The sequence below is a fragment of the Bacillus velezensis genome, assembly GCF_001461825.1.
Classification (GTDB): Bacteria; Bacillota; Bacilli; order Bacillales; family Bacillaceae; genus Bacillus; species Bacillus velezensis.
On record NZ_LLZC01000019.1, the window covers coordinates 624512 to 641240 of the forward strand.

Annotated in this window: 18 protein-coding genes and 1 riboswitch; of the genes, 7 read left to right on the forward strand and 11 right to left on the reverse strand. The window is 45.5% G+C overall.

Annotated features, from left to right (window positions below; all coding sequences use genetic code 11):
• Positions 1-54: 54 nt before the first annotated feature.
• Positions 55-163: riboswitch (TPP riboswitch) on the reverse strand.
• Positions 164-216: 53 nt separating this feature from the next.
• Positions 217-2061, reverse strand: a complete 1845-nt coding sequence (locus AR442_RS13675; protein ID WP_053285054.1) for a monovalent cation:proton antiporter family protein — start codon at positions 2059-2061, stop codon at positions 217-219.
• A 228-nt stretch (positions 2062-2289) separates the two neighbouring features.
• On the opposite strand from AR442_RS13675, the gene prpE reads away from it, so the two are divergent.
• Positions 2290-3039 carry a bis(5'-nucleosyl)-tetraphosphatase PrpE gene (gene prpE, locus AR442_RS13680; protein ID WP_007409101.1) on the forward strand — a complete coding sequence of 250 codons (750 nt, stop codon included), beginning with the start codon at positions 2290-2292 and terminating at the stop codon, positions 3037-3039.
• Positions 3040-3071: 32 nt separating this feature from the next.
• On the opposite strand, the gene AR442_RS13685 is transcribed toward prpE, so the two are convergent.
• From AR442_RS13685 to AR442_RS13700, 4 genes are read right to left on the reverse strand one after another with little or no spacing between them, the layout of a single operon-like run.
• Positions 3072-3965: an RluA family pseudouridine synthase gene (locus AR442_RS13685; protein WP_014417427.1), complete on the reverse strand. Its 894-nt coding sequence runs from the start codon at positions 3963-3965 to the stop codon at positions 3072-3074.
• A 14-nt stretch (positions 3966-3979) separates the two neighbouring features.
• A complete protein-coding gene (locus tag AR442_RS13690) occupies positions 3980-4780 on the reverse strand; it encodes an NAD kinase (RefSeq protein WP_003155018.1) in 801 nt (266 codons plus the stop codon).
• Between the two features lie 17 nt (positions 4781-4797).
• Positions 4798-5433 (reverse strand): GTP diphosphokinase, encoded by a 636-nt coding sequence (gene yjbM, locus AR442_RS13695; RefSeq protein ID WP_003155019.1) that lies wholly within the window; start codon positions 5431-5433, stop codon positions 4798-4800.
• 27 nt (positions 5434-5460) lie between these two features.
• Positions 5461-5826, reverse strand: coding sequence for a UPF0738 family protein (locus tag AR442_RS13700; RefSeq protein ID WP_012117290.1), 366 nt, complete (start codon positions 5824-5826; stop codon positions 5461-5463).
• A 124-nt stretch (positions 5827-5950) separates the two neighbouring features.
• On the opposite strand from AR442_RS13700, the gene AR442_RS13705 reads away from it, so the two are divergent.
• From AR442_RS13705 to AR442_RS20665, 5 genes are all read left to right on the forward strand, one after another.
• Positions 5951-6523: a CYTH domain-containing protein gene (locus tag AR442_RS13705; protein ID WP_021494986.1), complete on the forward strand. Its 573-nt coding sequence runs from the start codon at positions 5951-5953 to the stop codon at positions 6521-6523.
• A 4-nt stretch (positions 6524-6527) separates the two neighbouring features.
• Complete coding sequence (locus AR442_RS13710) at positions 6528-7214, forward strand: lytic transglycosylase domain-containing protein (protein ID WP_053285055.1); 687 nt, start codon at positions 6528-6530, stop codon at positions 7212-7214.
• A gap of 228 nt (positions 7215-7442) precedes the next feature.
• Positions 7443-7841, forward strand: a complete 399-nt coding sequence (locus AR442_RS13715) for a globin domain-containing protein (protein WP_003155023.1) — start codon at positions 7443-7445, stop codon at positions 7839-7841.
• The gene (gene spxH, locus AR442_RS13720; protein WP_053285056.1) at positions 7838-8740 is read left to right on the forward strand and encodes a protease adaptor protein SpxH; all 903 of its coding nucleotides are present in this window, start codon (positions 7838-7840) and stop codon (positions 8738-8740) included. The genes AR442_RS13715 and spxH overlap by 4 nt, the downstream gene beginning before the upstream one ends.
• 286 nt (positions 8741-9026) lie before the next feature.
• Positions 9027-9194: a hypothetical protein gene (locus AR442_RS20665; protein WP_003155026.1), complete on the forward strand. Its 168-nt coding sequence runs from the start codon at positions 9027-9029 to the stop codon at positions 9192-9194.
• A 35-nt stretch (positions 9195-9229) separates the two neighbouring features.
• Here AR442_RS20665 and pepF read toward each other — a convergent pair whose 3' ends face one another.
• The 3 genes from pepF to mecA form a co-directional block, all read right to left on the reverse strand.
• On the reverse strand, positions 9230-11059 hold the full coding sequence (pepF, locus tag AR442_RS13725; RefSeq protein ID WP_003155028.1) for an oligoendopeptidase F: 1830 nt from the start codon (positions 11057-11059) through the stop codon (positions 9230-9232).
• 227 nt (positions 11060-11286) lie between these two features.
• Positions 11287-12447 carry a competence protein CoiA family protein gene (locus AR442_RS13730; protein ID WP_014417422.1) on the reverse strand — a complete coding sequence of 387 codons (1161 nt, stop codon included), beginning with the start codon at positions 12445-12447 and terminating at the stop codon, positions 11287-11289.
• A gap of 151 nt (positions 12448-12598) precedes the next feature.
• Entirely contained in the window at positions 12599-13255 is a 657-nt protein-coding gene (gene mecA / locus AR442_RS13735) for an adaptor protein MecA (RefSeq protein WP_003155032.1), read from the reverse strand.
• A 275-nt stretch (positions 13256-13530) separates the two neighbouring features.
• On the opposite strand from mecA, the gene AR442_RS13740 reads away from it, so the two are divergent.
• On the forward strand, positions 13531-14187 hold the full coding sequence (locus AR442_RS13740; RefSeq protein ID WP_014417421.1) for a TerC family protein: 657 nt from the start codon (positions 13531-13533) through the stop codon (positions 14185-14187).
• 56 nt (positions 14188-14243) lie between these two features.
• On the opposite strand, the gene spx is transcribed toward AR442_RS13740, so the two are convergent.
• The 3 genes from spx to AR442_RS13755 all read right to left on the reverse strand — a co-directional run bounded on the left by spx (position 14244) and on the right by AR442_RS13755 (position 16701).
• Positions 14244-14639, reverse strand: a complete 396-nt coding sequence (gene spx / locus AR442_RS13745) for a transcriptional regulator Spx (protein WP_003155034.1) — start codon at positions 14637-14639, stop codon at positions 14244-14246.
• A 178-nt stretch (positions 14640-14817) separates the two neighbouring features.
• The gene (locus tag AR442_RS13750) at positions 14818-15396 is read right to left on the reverse strand and encodes a GNAT family N-acetyltransferase (protein ID WP_007409110.1); all 579 of its coding nucleotides are present in this window, start codon (positions 15394-15396) and stop codon (positions 14818-14820) included.
• Between the two features lie 108 nt (positions 15397-15504).
• Positions 15505-16701 carry a putative glycoside hydrolase gene (locus AR442_RS13755; RefSeq protein WP_014417420.1) on the reverse strand — a complete coding sequence of 399 codons (1197 nt, stop codon included), beginning with the start codon at positions 16699-16701 and terminating at the stop codon, positions 15505-15507.
• Positions 16702-16729: the final 28 nt, after the last annotated feature.

Below are 16729 nucleotides of genomic sequence, written 5' to 3' on the forward strand. Positions count from 1 at the left end.
CTTTCCCGCATCGGAAAAGTGGTTTGGAATTTAAATGGATAAAAGGAACCCCAAAAAAATACCGCTCCACTTCCCTACGCAGGTCTGAACCTGTTCAAGTTATGAGGGTCTAAAAGTCTCACTTTTATCTCAGCCCTTATGAAGGACACCCCTAGTGGTCATACGATTAATGATTTAATTGTTATGCCTTCTATATTATCACGAATTGCAATTTGGTCAAGCTTCAAGGATTTTTCTCAGTTCCGACACGTAGTTGCGCGAGCCCGTAACGATGAGACGGTCTCCTGTTTTCAGCCGCGTGTCTCCGTGCGGAACGATGCTGTCCACACCTCTGAAAATCCGGACGAAAATCACATCGCCCATCAGCGGAAATTCCCGCAGAATGATGCCGTTATACGCCGGGTTTTCCAGATTGATCTGATATAACGAAGACTCCTCATTCGTCAGGAGGCTCATCACACCCGGCGCCTCAATTAATGCGCGCAAGAGCGTTTTTGTAGACAGAAGGATAGAAAAAATACTGATGCCCTCTTCCTTCAGTTTTGTTTCATGCTCAACCGAGCCGACGCTTGCGATGATACGCTCAGTCCCTTTCTCTTTCGCTATTAAGGAAATTTCGGCGTTCACATCTTCATTTCCCGTCGCCACGACAAGAATATCCGTTTTGAAAATACCGTGCGACTCAAGCGTACCGGGCTCGTAATCAGAAATCGTGTCAACCGAAAAAACCGATTCCGCAAGCGTTTCCCCGGCATTTTCCTGATACACATGGACGACCCGTACTTCATATTCCTCCTCAGGCAATTCCAGCGTAACCGGAAGTGTCATTTGGTTGGCGCCGATAAATGTAATGCGCTTTTTTTCCTGCGGCGCGCTTTGCCGTTTGTATAATTTCTTAAAGCCGATCGGCGTGATGATGCTGGCAATAACCGCAACTAAAGTCAGCGCGCCGGACATATTGGCGCTGATAATGTGGAGCCTTTCTCCGATCGTAGCCGCCGCGATAACAAGCGACAGCGTGGACGTCAGCAAAAAGCCCGAAGCAAACACGGTTCTTTTGTCATACCATTTCTTTAAATAAAACACCGGGAACATTTTGCTGATAAACAGCGCAAGCAGAAGCAGCGGAATCATCGTTACTGTTTTCGGATCTTGGAAAAGTGTCCAAATGTCCAATTTCACCCCGACCATGACGAAAAAGATCGGAATTAAAAACCCGTAGCCGAATGAATCCAGCTGTTCCACCATTTCTTTATTCGGAGACAGAAGCGATACCAGAACGCCTGCCAAAAACGCGCCGAGAATATTTTCCGCCCCGAGAGATTCCGATAAAGCGACAAGCACGATAATCAGTGTGAAAATGGCCCGCGTGCCGATCTGCACGGTGCCTTTAGACATCGACTGCACAAATGAACGGTGTTTAAAGATCCTGCCGAAGAAATACAGCACGACCCCCGCGGCAAAAAGAATCAACAGAAGCCACATATTTCCGCTGTCTTCTCCGTAAAGAGAAGAGAAAAAAGCGAGCAGAATCATCGTAGCCAAGTCCGCGATAACAGCGACAAGCAGGATGATCTGGCCGATATTGGAGTTCATGATCCGTTCTTCCTTTAAAGTCGGGACCACCACGCCGAGTGATATCGTCGAAATAATAAGCGTCATTAAAAATGCGTTTTGTATAAAACCGGCTAATACAAAAGCATAGGACAGCAGCAATGATAAAATAAAGATGCCGAAAAAGATAATCAGTGCGGCAGAAAACGTGTTGGGCGCTTCCTTGCCATTCGGAAGGAATTGTTTTTTCTTCCCTTTCTCAAATGAAGAAAAATCAATTTCCAAGCCGCTTAAAAACATTAAAAAGATAAAGCCGAGAACAGACAGCGTCTCCAGCCACGTGTCTCCCTGAACGACAAGATTCAGGCCGCTTTTTCCGATAATAAGCCCCATGATGATCTCCGCGACGACGACGGGGATGCTGAGCTTAAACCGATGTAAAAGGAGCGGCGTCAAAAAAGCGACGATCAGAACGACGACTAAAGATGCGACAGATGTGTGTTCCATTCGTAAATACCTCCTTAAAACAAGGGTTATAAAAGCCCGCTTAAAGCGGGCGAAACCTTACTTTTTTTTAAAAACATAACGCATATTCTAACAAGGCTGAACGCGAAAAAAAAGTGATAAGGCTTTATTTCTTTAATTCTTTTTTTAATTTGTGCAAAAACAGCGTAATTAGGTATAGGAATTAGCCCCATAATAAATAAAAAACCGTTAATAAGGAGGCTGACACGAATGGCTTATGACATCATCAGCGATATACACGGATGTTATGACGAAATGATCGCGTTAATGCAAAAGCTCGGATATGAAGTGAAAGACGGAACGCCCGTTCATTCTGAAGGCAGGACGCTTGTCTTTGCGGGGGATTTAACGGACAGAGGCCCAAAATCCGTAGAAGTGATGCGTTTTGTGGCAAAAGCATATGAAAAAGGAGCCGTCCGTTATGTCCCGGGAAATCATTGCAACAAACTGTATCGTTACTTAAAAGGAAACCCCGTAAAAGTGATGCACGGACTGGAAACGACGGCAGCCGAACTGAAAGAGCTGTCTCCCGCCGACAGAACGGAAGTCTCCAGACAATTCATCCGATTATATGAGTCAGCGCCGCTTTATGACATTTTACATAATGGCGATCTCGTTGTCGCCCACGCCGGCATAAAAGCTGACGATATCGGTAAATACTCGCGTAAGGTAAAAGAATTTGTTCTGTACGGCGATATCACGGGTGAAACGTATCCCGACGGCAGACCCGTCAGAAGAGACTGGGCCGCCGCTTACGAAGGCAAGGCATGGATTGTTTACGGCCATACCCCGGTAAAACGCCCCCGGATCGTCAACCGTACAATCAACATTGACACAGGCTGCGTCTTCGGCAATCAACTGACAGGCTTTCGTTTTCCCGAGCACGAAACCGTCTCTGTGGAAAGCTCAATGCCGTATGATGCTTCACGATTTCGCGAGGATCACGGCAGGCAGGCATGAAAAAAGCCCGAAACCGGCACACGGTTCGGGCTTTACATGTGTTCAATTAATGTTTTCATATCGTCAGGCACCGGGGCGTGAAAAACGAGCGTTTCTCCGGTCATGGGGTGTACGAATGAAAGCCGCTCACTGTGAAGAGCCTGCCGCGCAATTCCCTCATTTTTTCCGCCGTACAGTGTATCACCGACTAACGGATGGCCGAGGTAGCTCATGTGCACCCGGATTTGATGCGTCCGCCCCGTTTCCAGCCGCAGGGCTGCAAGCGTAAACGCATGTCCCGCTTTTTCCGTTTGAAAATGCGTCACCGCTCGTTGTCCCTCCGGCGTTACCATCCGCTCAATAATACTGTCGTGTTTTCTTCCGATGGGCGCGTCCACCGTTCCTTCCTTCTGCGGCATGATGCCGTGTACGACAGCGAGATACCGCCTGCTGACAAGCCCCTTCTTCTGCGCTGCTGACAAAAGAGAATGGGAAAGCCGATGTTTGGCGATCAGCATCGCCCCCGATGTATCCCTGTCAAGGCGGGTGACAAGATGAACCGTTGATGGCACGCCGCTTTTTCGGTAGTGGCTGATCACTCCGTTAGCGATGCTTCCCGACGGATGTTCTCTTGATGGAATTGAGGAGACATACGGCTGTTTATTGACCACAAGCACATGGTCATCTTCATAAAGAATATCAAGCGGAACCGGCTCAGGCAAAAGCGTTTCACTCACATGCTCCTTCGGAAATTCAATCTTAAGCACGTCTCCGTCCGCTAACACGGTGCGGACGGTTACATGCTCTCCGTTCACAAGCAGGTCTCCCCCGCCGAATTTAATGTCAGCGAGTAGCCGCTTTGAAATGCCGAGCTGCGCCGTATATTCTTTTATCGTCATGCCGGCTTCCCGGGCAGTCATGTTCTTTTGGATAAAAAAGTTGTCCAATCCGTTTCCTCTTTCTATTCGCCTTTTCCGATAAAGGAGTCCTGCACCCTTTTCCAAAACGGAAAAGGGCGGAATCTTGCAAATCTGACTTTTTCATTTGCCACACGGCATAGAATGGACTTGACATCCTTATGCAGCAAGGTTAAATGATCAATTGTGACTTGAAAGTCGACGTCGTTTCTCGGTTTGATGACACAGTTATGATGATCGGGAAGCAAAAGCGGCGAACCGACAGTCCTGAACACTCTGTTGTTGATGGATGCCATTTCCGCAAGCTGAATCGCCCTGATGGAAGGGTGGATGATTGCGCCGCCTAACGCCTTATTATAAGCCGTGCTTCCGGAAGGCGTAGACAGACATAAACCGTCCCCCCTGAACGTTTCAAACAGCTGGCCTTTAATTTCCACGTCAGCGACGAGACTGCCTTCTATGCTTTTGATCGTACATTCGTTCAAAGCCAGATACCGCTCCTCACGCTCTTCATCATGATAAGTGACAATCACCTCAAGAAGGGGATACTCCACGGTATGATACGGCGTTTTGGCAATGGCCAGAACGAGCTTTTCTATCTCCTGCGGAACCCAATCGGCATAAAAACCCAAATGCCCCGTGTGAACTCCGACAAACGCCGTTTTATCGAGACGGTCGCTGTACCTGTGAAATGCGTAAAGAAGCGTTCCGTCACCGCCGACGGAAATAACGATTTCCGGCTCTTTTTCATCCAAGGTCATATCAAAATCGAGTAAATACGCCTGTATTTTGCTTTTCAGTGTATCTGAAACCTCGTCTCCTTTTGAAGAAACGGCAAATTTCATGCCATTCCCCTCCTTTCCTACTGGCGGTCTCCCGCTTTTTTCTTTCGCGAGAACGCGGCTTGGGCTTCCTGGATTTCTCCGCGGATTTCTGACATTTCTTCATCGAGCCGGGATGCGGCTTCTGAGGCCCGCTGCAGCCTCAGCTTTACTTTTTCGGGAATGTTCCCGCTGTATTTGTAATTCAGTGAATGCTCAATGGTTGCCCAAAAGTTCATGGCAAGCGTCCGAATCTGTATTTCCACAAGAACGTGCTTTTCACCGGACGTTGTTTGTAAAGGATATAAAACGACAAGGTGGTAAGACCGATATCCGCTTTCCTTATGCTCTGCTATGTAATCCCGCTTATCGACAACGGTAAAATCTTTTCTGGCAAACAGCATATTTTTGACGATCTGGATATCATCGACAAATTGGCACATAATACGCAGCCCCGCGATATCCTGCATCGTTTCAATCTGATGAAGCGGTATGCTTTTTCGTCTCGCTTTTTCAAGTATGCTCGCCACCGGCTTCACGCGGCCTGTCACAAACTCAATCGGTGAGTGGTCATCTTCATACTCATAAAGGGTTCTGACGCCTTTCAGCTTCACCTTTAATTCTTCAACAGCCTGGCGGTATGGCGCTAGAAATTGCTCCCATTGTTTGTCATCCATCGTACATCCCCCAATTCCGAACCTGTTCTAAAGAAATACGTTTTTCACTTTTTCTTCCATATCTCCGTAGTTTGCATTATCTTTAATATTTTCAAGAAGATAATCGAGTTCTTCATGCAGCCCTGAAAGTTCAACCGTTTTTCCGCCGGCCTCAAGGACCGCCGGCTTTCTTTGGTCTAAGGCTTCTTTCAGATCCGGCCAGATATGTTCTTTTATAATGACATATTCAAAAGAGTCAGCTGATTCAAGTATGTATACAAAAGCAAAGTGATCGGAATCAACAAGCATTTGACCTGAGGCTTTGCGTTCCGCTCCGCTTAAGTCCTCTCCGCATTTCAAGCGGAGCGCGTCTTCTGTTAATGATGCATTTTGGATTTCAATTCTCTTTTGCATAATGTTCTCCTTTTTTAACAAAGTACAGCATTTATTTTATCATATCAAGGTCGATATTGATAAACGTAACCTCTAAAGAGATAATGGGAATTATACAATTTTTCGTCCTGAAAGGAAGACGGTCATGACCCAAGAAATAGAAATTGAATTCAAAAACCTGCTGACAAAATCAGAATTTCTGAAGCTGAGTGAAGCACTCTGCATGAAAGAACATGATTTTAAACAGCAGGTCAATCATTATTTCGACACGAAAGATTTTTCCCTGAAACAAAAAAAATCAGCACTCCGCATCCGAGAAAAAGACGGCGCGTTCGTCCTGACGTTAAAAGAGCCTGCTGCGGTCGGTCTGCTGGAAACGCATCAAGAGCTTGCGGCACCTGATCTTGACGTCTTCAAGATTCCGGAAGGCCCCGTCAAACGTCAGCTGGAAGGTCTCGGAATCAACTCAGAACACATTTGCTATTTCGGGACGCTGTCGACCGCACGCGCGGAAAAAGAATCAGAAAAAGGCTTAATCATTTTAGATCACAGCCGATATTTAGAGAAAGAAGACTTTGAATTGGAATTCGAGGCTGCTGACTGGGATGAAGGAAAACGGGCGTTTGAACAATTGCTCAAGCAATTCGGCATCCCAGAGCGGATCACGAAAAATAAAATCCAGCGTTTTTATGAACAGAAACAAAAAAAGGTGGAATGACACAGTGAATATAACGAATTGGGCGGCCCTTCTCCAGCTGCAATCAATGGCGCTGCAATCAATCTCTCATACAAGCACGGCTTCAGGCGGACAATCTTCAGAAAGCCCGCTTGCCAATTTCAGCGCGCTTCTCAGCCAGTATACGGACACAGCCGTCCGGCAGCAGCCGGAATCAGGGATTTTAAACGGTGTGCGGACCGCTCACGCTTCATATTCACCGAGAATTCCCGTTTCATCCGATTCCGCGGCAGCTTCACAGACCGCTTCCCCAAGCATAAAGTCTGCGAATGCGGCTTCTGACATCAGCACCGGAAACTTTTCAATAGACAGCGCCATTCAGAAAGCGGCCGAAAAATACGGTGTGGACGAAAAGCTGATCCGCGCGGTTATTAAACAGGAATCAGGCTTTAATCCGAAAGCGGTCAGCGGTGCGGGGGCAATGGGACTGATGCAGCTCATGCCTTCCACGGCAGAATCACTCGGGGTGTCAAACCCGCTTGATCCCGTCCAGAACGCTGAGGGCGGCACGAAGTACTTAAAGCAGATGCTCACGAAATACGACGGAGATGTATCTCTCGCGTTAGCCGCCTACAACGCAGGCCTCGGCAACGTAGATCGGTACGGAGGCATTCCGCCGTTTAAGGAAACACAGCAGTATGTCAAAAACATAACCAAACAGTATTACGCGTAAACCAGAGAGGCTTCCTTCGCCCTCTGGTTTTTTTGCGGAGTGAAATCTTACACATGAATGAAGGCGATGTGATATGATATGAAATACAAGCGCCTGACAGAAAGGCACTTTGTTTGTAGAAATAAAATGTTATTGCTAAAATATACAGTAACTGAAGATAGTAAAACAAAAAGATAAATTCGCAATGGGAATTATGATTCCTATTAGCCATATAAAGGAGTAGTCAACATGGGACAATCGTTTAACGCACCATATGAAGCGATTGGAGAGGAACTTCTATCGCAACTTGTTGATACTTTTTATGAGCGTGTCTCGTCTCATCCCTTGCTGAAGCCGATATTTCCAAGTGATTTGACTGAAACGGCCAGAAAACAAAAGCAATTTTTAACCCAGTATTTGGGCGGACCTCCTCTTTATACTGAAGAGCACGGACATCCCATGCTCAGGGCAAGGCATCTCCCCTTTCCGATTACGGACGAGAGGGCTGATGCGTGGCTAAGCTGTATGAGCAAAGCGATGGATCAGGTCGGGCTGGAGGGCGATATTCGTGAATTTCTGTACGGGCGTCTGGAACTGACGGCCAGGCATATGGTAAACCAGTCAGAAGCGGAGGATCGATCATATTGACGAATTATCAGCATGAGCAATACTTCGCCCATTGCCACGGACATCCAAAAAAACCGCTCGAAATTTACATGTTTGTCGACCCTTTATGTCCTGAATGCTGGTCGCTGGAGCCCGCCATAAAAAAATTAAAAATCAAATACGGACGTTTTTTTACGCTGCGGATCATTGTTTCCGCGAGCATTACATCGCTGAATAAGCAAAAACGGAAAAAACACCTTCTTGCCGAAGCTTGGGAAAAAATTGCGAACCGTTCCGGGATGCCCTGTGACGGAAGCCTTTGGCTCGAGCAGGATCAGCCTCTTTCATCGCCCTACCTTGCCGCACTCGCTTTAAAAGCGGCTGAACTGCAGGGAAGAAAAGCGGGCATTCTGTTTCTCCGCAGCATGCAGGAAAGCCTGTTTGTCTCCAAGCAGAATATTACAGATGAAGACGTTCTTTTAGAAATTGCCGAAAAGACGAAATTGGATGTTAAAGAATTCAAGCGCGACCTCCATTCGCAAAGCGCGGTAAAAGCGCTTCAGTGCGATATGAAAATCGCGGCGGAAATGGACGTCACCGTCAACCCGACATTGACGTTCTTTAACAGCCTGCATGATGATGAAGGGCTGAAGGTTCCCGGCAACTATTCTTATGACGTATACGAAGAGATCTTATTCGAAATGCTCGGGGATGAACCGAAGCCTTCTGAAACGCCGCCTTTGGAATGTTTCATTGAATATTTCCGGTTTGTCGCATCGAAAGAAATCGCACTCGTTTATGATTTGAGTCTAGAAGAAGTTGAAAAAGAAATGAAAAAACTGGCATTCGCCAAAAAGGTCGCCAGAGTGGAAGCAAAGCACGGTCTGTTTTGGAAATCTCTGGCCGGCACCCAGGAGGATGTCACCTGTTGTGATCATTAAAAAAAGCTGATTCCTTACGGAGCCGGCTTTTTTTTGTGCAAATAAAGAAACCGCGCCGGGATAAGCGCGGTTTCATATGTCTTAACGACAACAAAGGGGATGGGAGAAATTTTTCACGGTCAAACAAAGGGGTAATGTTTGTTTGTGATCAATTTCACATCCTTATCATATCAAATCTTGTCGAGTTTTGACAAGCCATAAGATTAATGTTCATATTTTTGTCACAAAACATAACTGACTGCTTGTTTTCATAGAATATATCAATGAAAAACAAGGAGGGAAATCAATGCTCCGCACCGTATTGATCATCGGAATGATTGTGTTTTTCTTCTTTTTAAACCTGCTGGCCATGATGCATATGCTGCCGATTTACATTACATCTCCCCTGCTGTTTCTGTCCATATTGTTTGCCTTGTACCGACTGAACCATAGAAAAACGTTTAAAGGGTTTTAAAAAGCCTGCGCATCTTATGCACAGGCTTTTTTGAATTACGAAGGGTTCACTTTCGAAAGAAGCTCTTCCATTTCATTCAGTTTCTCTTCAAACATTTTGCAGGCCGCCTCGATCGGTTCAGGCGATGTCATATCGACTCCCGCTTTTTTCAGTATGTCGATCGGATATTCCGAGCTTCCCGCTTTTAAGAATTCGGTATAGCGCTCCACCGCAGGCTTGCCTTCTTTTAAGATCTGGCTGCTCAGCGCTTGGGCCGCACTGTAGCCTGTCGCATATTGATACACATAATAATTGTAATAGAAATGCGGAATTCTTGACCATTCCAGACTGATTTCTTTATCAATCACCATGTTGTCACCGAAATACTTTTTATTCAGATCATAATAAAGTTCGTTCAGCAGTTCAGGCGTCAGCGGCTCGCCTTCCTGCGCTTTCGTATGAATCAGATGCTCAAATTCAGCGAACATCGTCTGTCTGAACACTGTGCCTCTGAATCCTTCAAGCATGTGGTTGAGCAGGTACAGACGCTGTTTTTCATCCTTTAAGCTGTTCAGCATATATTCACCGAGCAGCGCTTCATTGGTCGTTGAAGCGACTTCAGCGACAAAAATGCTGTAGTTACCGTACGGATACGGCTGATATTTTCTCGTATAGTAGCTGTGCACGGAATGGCCGAACTCGTGAACGAGCGTAAACAGATTATTGACATTATCATGCCAGTTCATCAAGATGTACGGATTCGTGCCGTATGTACCGGACGAATAAGCACCGCTGCGTTTTCCTTTGTTTTCGTATACATCGACCCAGCGGTTTTCAAGTCCTTCTTTTAAAATAGACGCGTATTCCTCGCCCAGCGGAGCAAGTCCTTTGAGCATATAATCTTTCGCTTCCTCATATGTGACCTTCATTCCCGAATCTTTTACAAGCGGTGTGTAAAGGTCATAAATATGGACTTCATCAAGGCCGAGCACCTTTTTCCGCAGGTCAATGTAACGGTGTAATAACGGAAGATGTTTATTGATCGTTTTAATCAGGTTATCGTAAACTTCTTCAGGGATGCTGTTATTGGATAAAGCCGCTTCCCGTGCTGATTTATATTTTTTCACACGGGCGTAAAAATTATCTTTTTTCACAGTGCCGCTGAGTGTAGTCGCCATCGTGTTTTTATACTGTCCGTATGTTTTATATACGGCTTCAAATGCGTTTTTGCGGACTTCACGATTGCTGCTTTCCAGGAAATTAATAAAGTTGCCGTGTGTGATTTGAGTTTCCTTGCCGTTTTCATCTTTAATCGACGGAAACGTAATATCGGCGTTATTTAAAACACTGAATGTATTGGAAGGCGACGACAGCGCTTCTGAGGCTTCCGCAAGCAGGGCCTCTTCTTGTTCGCTCAGCACGTGCGGGCGCTGTTTTGTAATTTCTTCAATTGCATGGGAGTAAAGCTTAAGCTCTTCTTTTTCCAGAATGAACTGGTGCAGCTTGTCCTCCTGAATCGCCAGAATTTCCGGTTCAATGTAAGCAGTCGCGCTGGCAGCCTGGGAATACAGGCTTGCGGCTTTGTCGTTCAGCCCTTGGTAGAAAGAATTTCCCGTATCCTGGTCTGAGCGCATATGCGCGTATGCATAAAGTTTGCCAAGGCGGTTCGTCACTTCATCCTGTGCCGTAAGCGCCGCGTATAAATTGTCAGCCGAATGAGCAAGCGTTCCTTTAAAAGAAGATAAATTCGGGATTAATTCTTTAACTGCTTGAAATTCTTTATTCCAGGCCTCATCACTAGGAAAAATATCCTCTAGTCTCCATGTATGCTCTGCCTTTACTTCACTTCTGTCAGGCAGCTGTGCTGCTTTATTTTCCTCAGTCATGGTGATCCCCCTCGTTTTCTTTACTTCAAGCCAATTGAAAAAACGATTGTTTCTCCAAAAACTTGTGTTGTGATTATCTTCCGGCTTTTCACTGCCTTTTGTCAAATCATATGCGGCATATAAGACCGAGCATACCAATAATACAGTGAAAAAACGAAAACAAAATGCTTGTACGCCCCTCACATTCGCCACCACCTTGACGTTAGGGTGAACGAAATGAAGCATTCTCATTCCCCAAAAAAGAGCAGATCCCGCCGGCGCAGCTCTTCTGCCGTTTGAGGGCGCTTCCATGGAGATGAGGGCATATATACTTCATTCTCAATTTCCCTTAAAAAATCCTGCAAGCATAAGAAATCAGCATATTGTTTTACCGCCATTCCGATAAGGCTATCTTGTGAACCATACCTCATCCGGATCTCCTTACCCCTGATTTTTTGCCGTAAATCATGAACCATGCCGGATAATCGGATCGGCGCGCCTTTTTTAAAAAGTTCCTCAAGCCGCAAGTATAAATGGCTCTGCCACACAAAAACGGGACTTGCAAACACAAAGCCCGCTGAAACGGGAATAAACACTTCAGAGGGGAGAAATGGAAATGCAACCTGATGTCTTTCGTAAAAAAGACGCCGGATAAGACCGGCATCTTCAGATAAAAACCGCCCGCTTTTGTTGCGGAAGCCGGCTACGGCACGTCCCCACGAGGAAAGTTTGACGCTGTGCCGCCCTTCCGGATGACAAATGTCGTTCAGGTTTGCTTTGTGAAGAGGGATTGCGGTTAAGCCGGCATAAGAATAGCCGGTGTAAAACGGAGTGATGGAATGCAGCCTGTAAAAGGAGCGGGCGTCGGGGCAGTAAAACAGTAAGGAGGAAAATGAATGGACTTCAAAGAACTGCCAGTGAAAAGCAGAAAGCCGGAAAAATTGCGTGGCCATCCGTTTTAACCGTTTTGCCCCGATGATCCAGACCGGCCGGTAACCGGCATTTTTCAGGCCTGCCGTCCGGCTCTTTAAAGAGTCCGCCGAAAGGTTCGCACATTGAAATTCAAAAGCCAGCCTCTCTTCTCCGCTTACTGCCGTCAAGTCAGGCCGCTGTCCAGCGGAAGTCAGATACGGTTCCAGGCTGACACTGCACCCTTGTGTCTTTAGCCAGAGAAAAAGCTGCCTTTTTCCTTCCAGATGGTATTCGCTTTCGGGTTCGGATTCCCCCGGACACAGCCTGCTTTTTTTATGAGCGAAGTGCGGCAGTTTCTCCCGTCCCAGTTTGATATCAAGCTCACTTTTGCAAACAGGGCAGAACCAGCTTTTCTTTCTCAGCTCCGCCGCTTTTTCCTTTGAATAGCTTCCGGCCAGCTGAATGAGCCGTCCGTCGGCAGTCACAGCACTGAACATGTTGCATCTTCTCCTTTCCTGAATCTTGTTGTATTCAGCAGGAAGAAGGCATAATCCTGTTTGCGGATGAGAGCCCGTTATACGGTTTTCAGCCGTTCATCGTGTCATTCAGAACAAAAAAAACCGATTTCTGCTGAGAGAAATCGGTTTGTTATGATGCAAAGTGTTTTTTTATTGTATATAACGCATGATCAGCGATCACCAATTTGCCGTATTCTTCAAGACGGTGAATGCTGACTGATGATTCGTGCGCGTACTCCAACAGGATGCTTAGCTGATTTTCAACCTCTTCATCAGTTTGCTCATAAAAATCTGCATATAAATAATATCGGTCTTCAAACGAATACAGGGTCGTTTTGATTCCGTTAAGATTCAATTTTGATAGCGAGATGAGATCCTCAAAATCATCGAACCGCAAAGTGAACTGAAGCTTTTGCTCCTTATCTTCCCGGCTCTCGGCCTGCTCTTCTTTCTGGAAATCATCAAGTAAAGCATCGAGATTTTCATCTGCCGGCTCTTGTTTTTTATCTTCCGGGATCGGCAGTTCGAGTTTTTGTCCGTCCTTTGAAAGCTGGGCTTTTGTTACGATTATTTCCAGTCCTTTGTCCAATGCCTGAACCTGAATCCAAAGAGGACCCTCGACAGCGAATTCTTCTTCATCATGCACTTCATCCATGACTTCCCAGAACAGTTCTTCACTGCGCTCGCGATTGTACCAGATTTCTTCTCTGTCAAAACCGCGATCTTCAATATCACCATAAGACATATAAAATTTTACAGTATGCTCATTAATTCTTTCTATTTCCATTTTGCCAACCTTCCCTTCTTTATAAGATGTTGAAGGGACATCTAAGCTCCCGATGAATAGTACTTTACTACACTTTACCCATTCCGTCCACATCTTAACCTTATAGAGGACAGCGCAAATTCTTTATATTTCTATTTTATGATAAAACAGTTATAAAAGAAATAAAAAAGCATTTTCACACCGAAAAACAGGCTTTCTCCCGGTTCCCATCATAAATAGCGCACTGCTTCATATATTAGCTGTACAAGCAATCGATCTATAAGCGAGGTGTTACCATGCCGCACGATTACCTGCTGTCCCTTCTGCTTATTATCGGGATTGACCTTATTCTCGGCGGCGACAATGCCGTCGTCATCGCGATGGCCAGCCGGAATCTGGCTCATAAACAAAGACAGCAAGCGATCATCTTCGGAACGTTTATCGCAGTCGTCTTGAGAATCGTTCTGACGAGCGCTGCGGTCTATTTATTGAATGTTCCTTTTTTACAATGCGCAGGCGGGGTATTTTTATTGTATCTCGGCTATCAGCTTCTGATTGAGAAGAAAGATGCGCAGCATGTGAAAAGCAGTTCTTCTCTTTGGAAAGCCATCCGCACAATCGTTCTGGCTGATATCTTTATGTCGCTTGACAATGTCATCGCAGTAGCCGGCGCTTCTCACGGTGAGCTGACACTTGTAGTGATCGGCCTCTTCATCTCGGTGCCGATTATCATTTGGGGCAGCAAGCTCGTTCATGCCGCCATGGACAAAATGCCTTTATTGATGTACGCCGGGAGCGGTCTTCTCGCATTTACCGGCGGTGAAATGATTGCCGGAGACAGCAAGCTGTCATTTTTCATGGCAGAACACGGCATTATACAAATGATGCTGCCGATTTTGACCGTCGTATTTGTTATCCTCGCCAGTATGATTTACCAGCAGACTGAAAAATAACAAAAAGCCCAAACCGCGATGGTTTTGGGCTTTTTCCATGCTATCGTAAGCTTATATCAGTTGGCAAGACGCTGTGCTTCTCTTAATTGGAAAGAACGCACTTTTCTTGGCAGGAATCGTCTGATTTCATCTTCGTTATAGCCGACTTGCAGACGTTTTTCATCAATGATGATCGGACGGCGGAGCAGTCCCGGATGCTCATTGATCAAAGTATATAAGTCTTGAAGCGGCATAGATTCAACATTTACGTTCAGTTTCTGGAATACTTTAGAACGGGTAGAGATAATTTCATCCGTACCGTCTTCAGTCATACGCAGAATCTGCTTGATCTCATCAATTGATAACGGCTCGGAGAAAATGTTTCTCTCTACAAACGGAATCTCGTGCTCTTCAAGCCAAGCTCTTGCTTTTCTGCATGACGTACAGCTAGGTGATGTGTATAATGTAACCATTAATCTTCACTCCTCTAATTAGTAGGATGAACATGTTTGTATTCTCAAATTGAAATGACTTTAAAAAAGGAATCTTTATAGGTATTATACTATAAAAAAGTAAGTGTGAACAGTCTCCTGAGAAAAAAATGTGTCAATCCGGCAAATTTACGGCTGGCGGATTTTTCCCCATTCTCAATTAGCTCAGCTGATCGAAAATGTTTTTTCGTTTTTTCTCATCAATGACTTTGAGAACTTCATCCGTTTTTTCGTATGATTCTCCGTACCATTTTTCATCTTTATAAGTGTGAATGTTTTCATATGTCTGTTTCATCGCTTCAAACATTTCTTCTTCTGATTCCGTCTTAGGTGACCAGTACAGAATCTCCATTTTGTTCACTTCATTCGTAGCCAATGACCGGCGCCGATACCCGATTGACTGCGCGTGCTTGAAATGCTCTCTTTGATAAAAACGCAAGCGTTTCTGTGTATCCGTGTCATCCTCGTCAACAGGCTCCACCTCAAGCAGAATCGGCTTGTTTTTCTTTTTCAGCCTGCCGATCAGCTTGCTTCCGAGGCCTTGTCCTCTGGATTTCTTTGACACAAACAGGTAATCAATAAAGATGAAAGAGTCAAATTCCGCATACATCAGCACGTGGTACTGCCCCTCTTCTTTATGATAAACATCGCTTTGCTCCTTTAACAGAGCTTCCATATGCGCTTTTGATTTCATTTCTTCAATCGGAAAATATTCACTCAGCTTTTCGTACCAGTTCATTCATTTGCTCCTTATGGGTTCGTTGTCTTCACACTTTTAGATATACCCCATTTCCGATTGTTTAAACAATCTTACATCTATTAAGACGTGTGATCCTTTAACATGGTTTCAATTTTTTAAAAATGGTGTGTAATCGACGTTTTTGGTATAACGGTTTGCCGCGTCCCACAGCAAAAATTCGTCAATTCCTTCATCATGCAGCGCTTTAACCTGTTCTTCCACCTGGCGTTTTCCGTACTTTTGATAATTTCCGCTGCCGAGATATGATGCCGTGAAGTCCTGAAGCCACGGACGCGATACAGGCGGGTGTTTCAGCTTAGACAGTTTTTTATTTTCCACCTTCGCGTATTCTTTGACGACATTGTAAGGCTCAAGATCCGGTTTATCAATGCCGAAATAGCTTGTCCAATGGCTCGGATAAATCATGGATGAAATGACATCGACCTGTTCTGAAATCTTGCTGAAATTCTGGCCGATCCCCGGCGCTTCCGGCAGCGTGGCAGAATAGCCGAAAATATCAACCGACACATCCGCGCCGTACGGCTTGAGTTTTTTCTTCGCATAACCGACAAAATCGGTGACGGCGTGAACGCGTTTTTGCACATTGCTGTCTGCTGTTTTTCCGTAATCGCCGTGACCGTATGTCAGTTCGTCATCACGTTTTTCAAATCCTTCAGGAAAACGGACATAATCAAACTGAATTTCTTGAAAACCCATCTTTACGGCTTGTTTTGCAATCTTTACATTGTAATCCCATACTTCTTTCATAAACGGATTGACGAACGATTCGCCGCGGCCGTTTTTCCAGACACTTCCGTTTTTTTCTTTAAAGGACCACTCCGGCTTTTTGTTCGCGAGTTCGCTGTCTTTAAATACGACAATACGCGCAATCGGATAGATCTTTTTTTCCTCCAGCTTTTTCATCATCTTTTTTGGATCTTTGATGTACGGCTTGGCGATTTTGGCATACTCAGAATGGCCGTCCGGCTTAAAGGTGAGGTTTCCGTTGTCGTCCTTGACATCAATCACCATTGTATTGAGCTCCGTTTTGTCCACAAAGTCTGTCAGCTCCCCGAATTTGCTTCCTCCCGCTGAATGCCCTGTGACGTAAATGCCCCGCACCTTATCAGGATGTGTAAAATGCAGCCCTGACGGATAAGCGAACCGTGAATTTGATTTCGGCAGTTCTTTTTCAGCCAGCGCTATTTTTACAAGCGGCTGCTCCTCTTTCGCAGCGGCGTGGGCCGGATAAGCGGCTGCACTGATAAACAGTCCCGCACAAATGGCGCACAAAATGGTTTTCATACTGATCTCCCCCTTTTTTTCCATTATA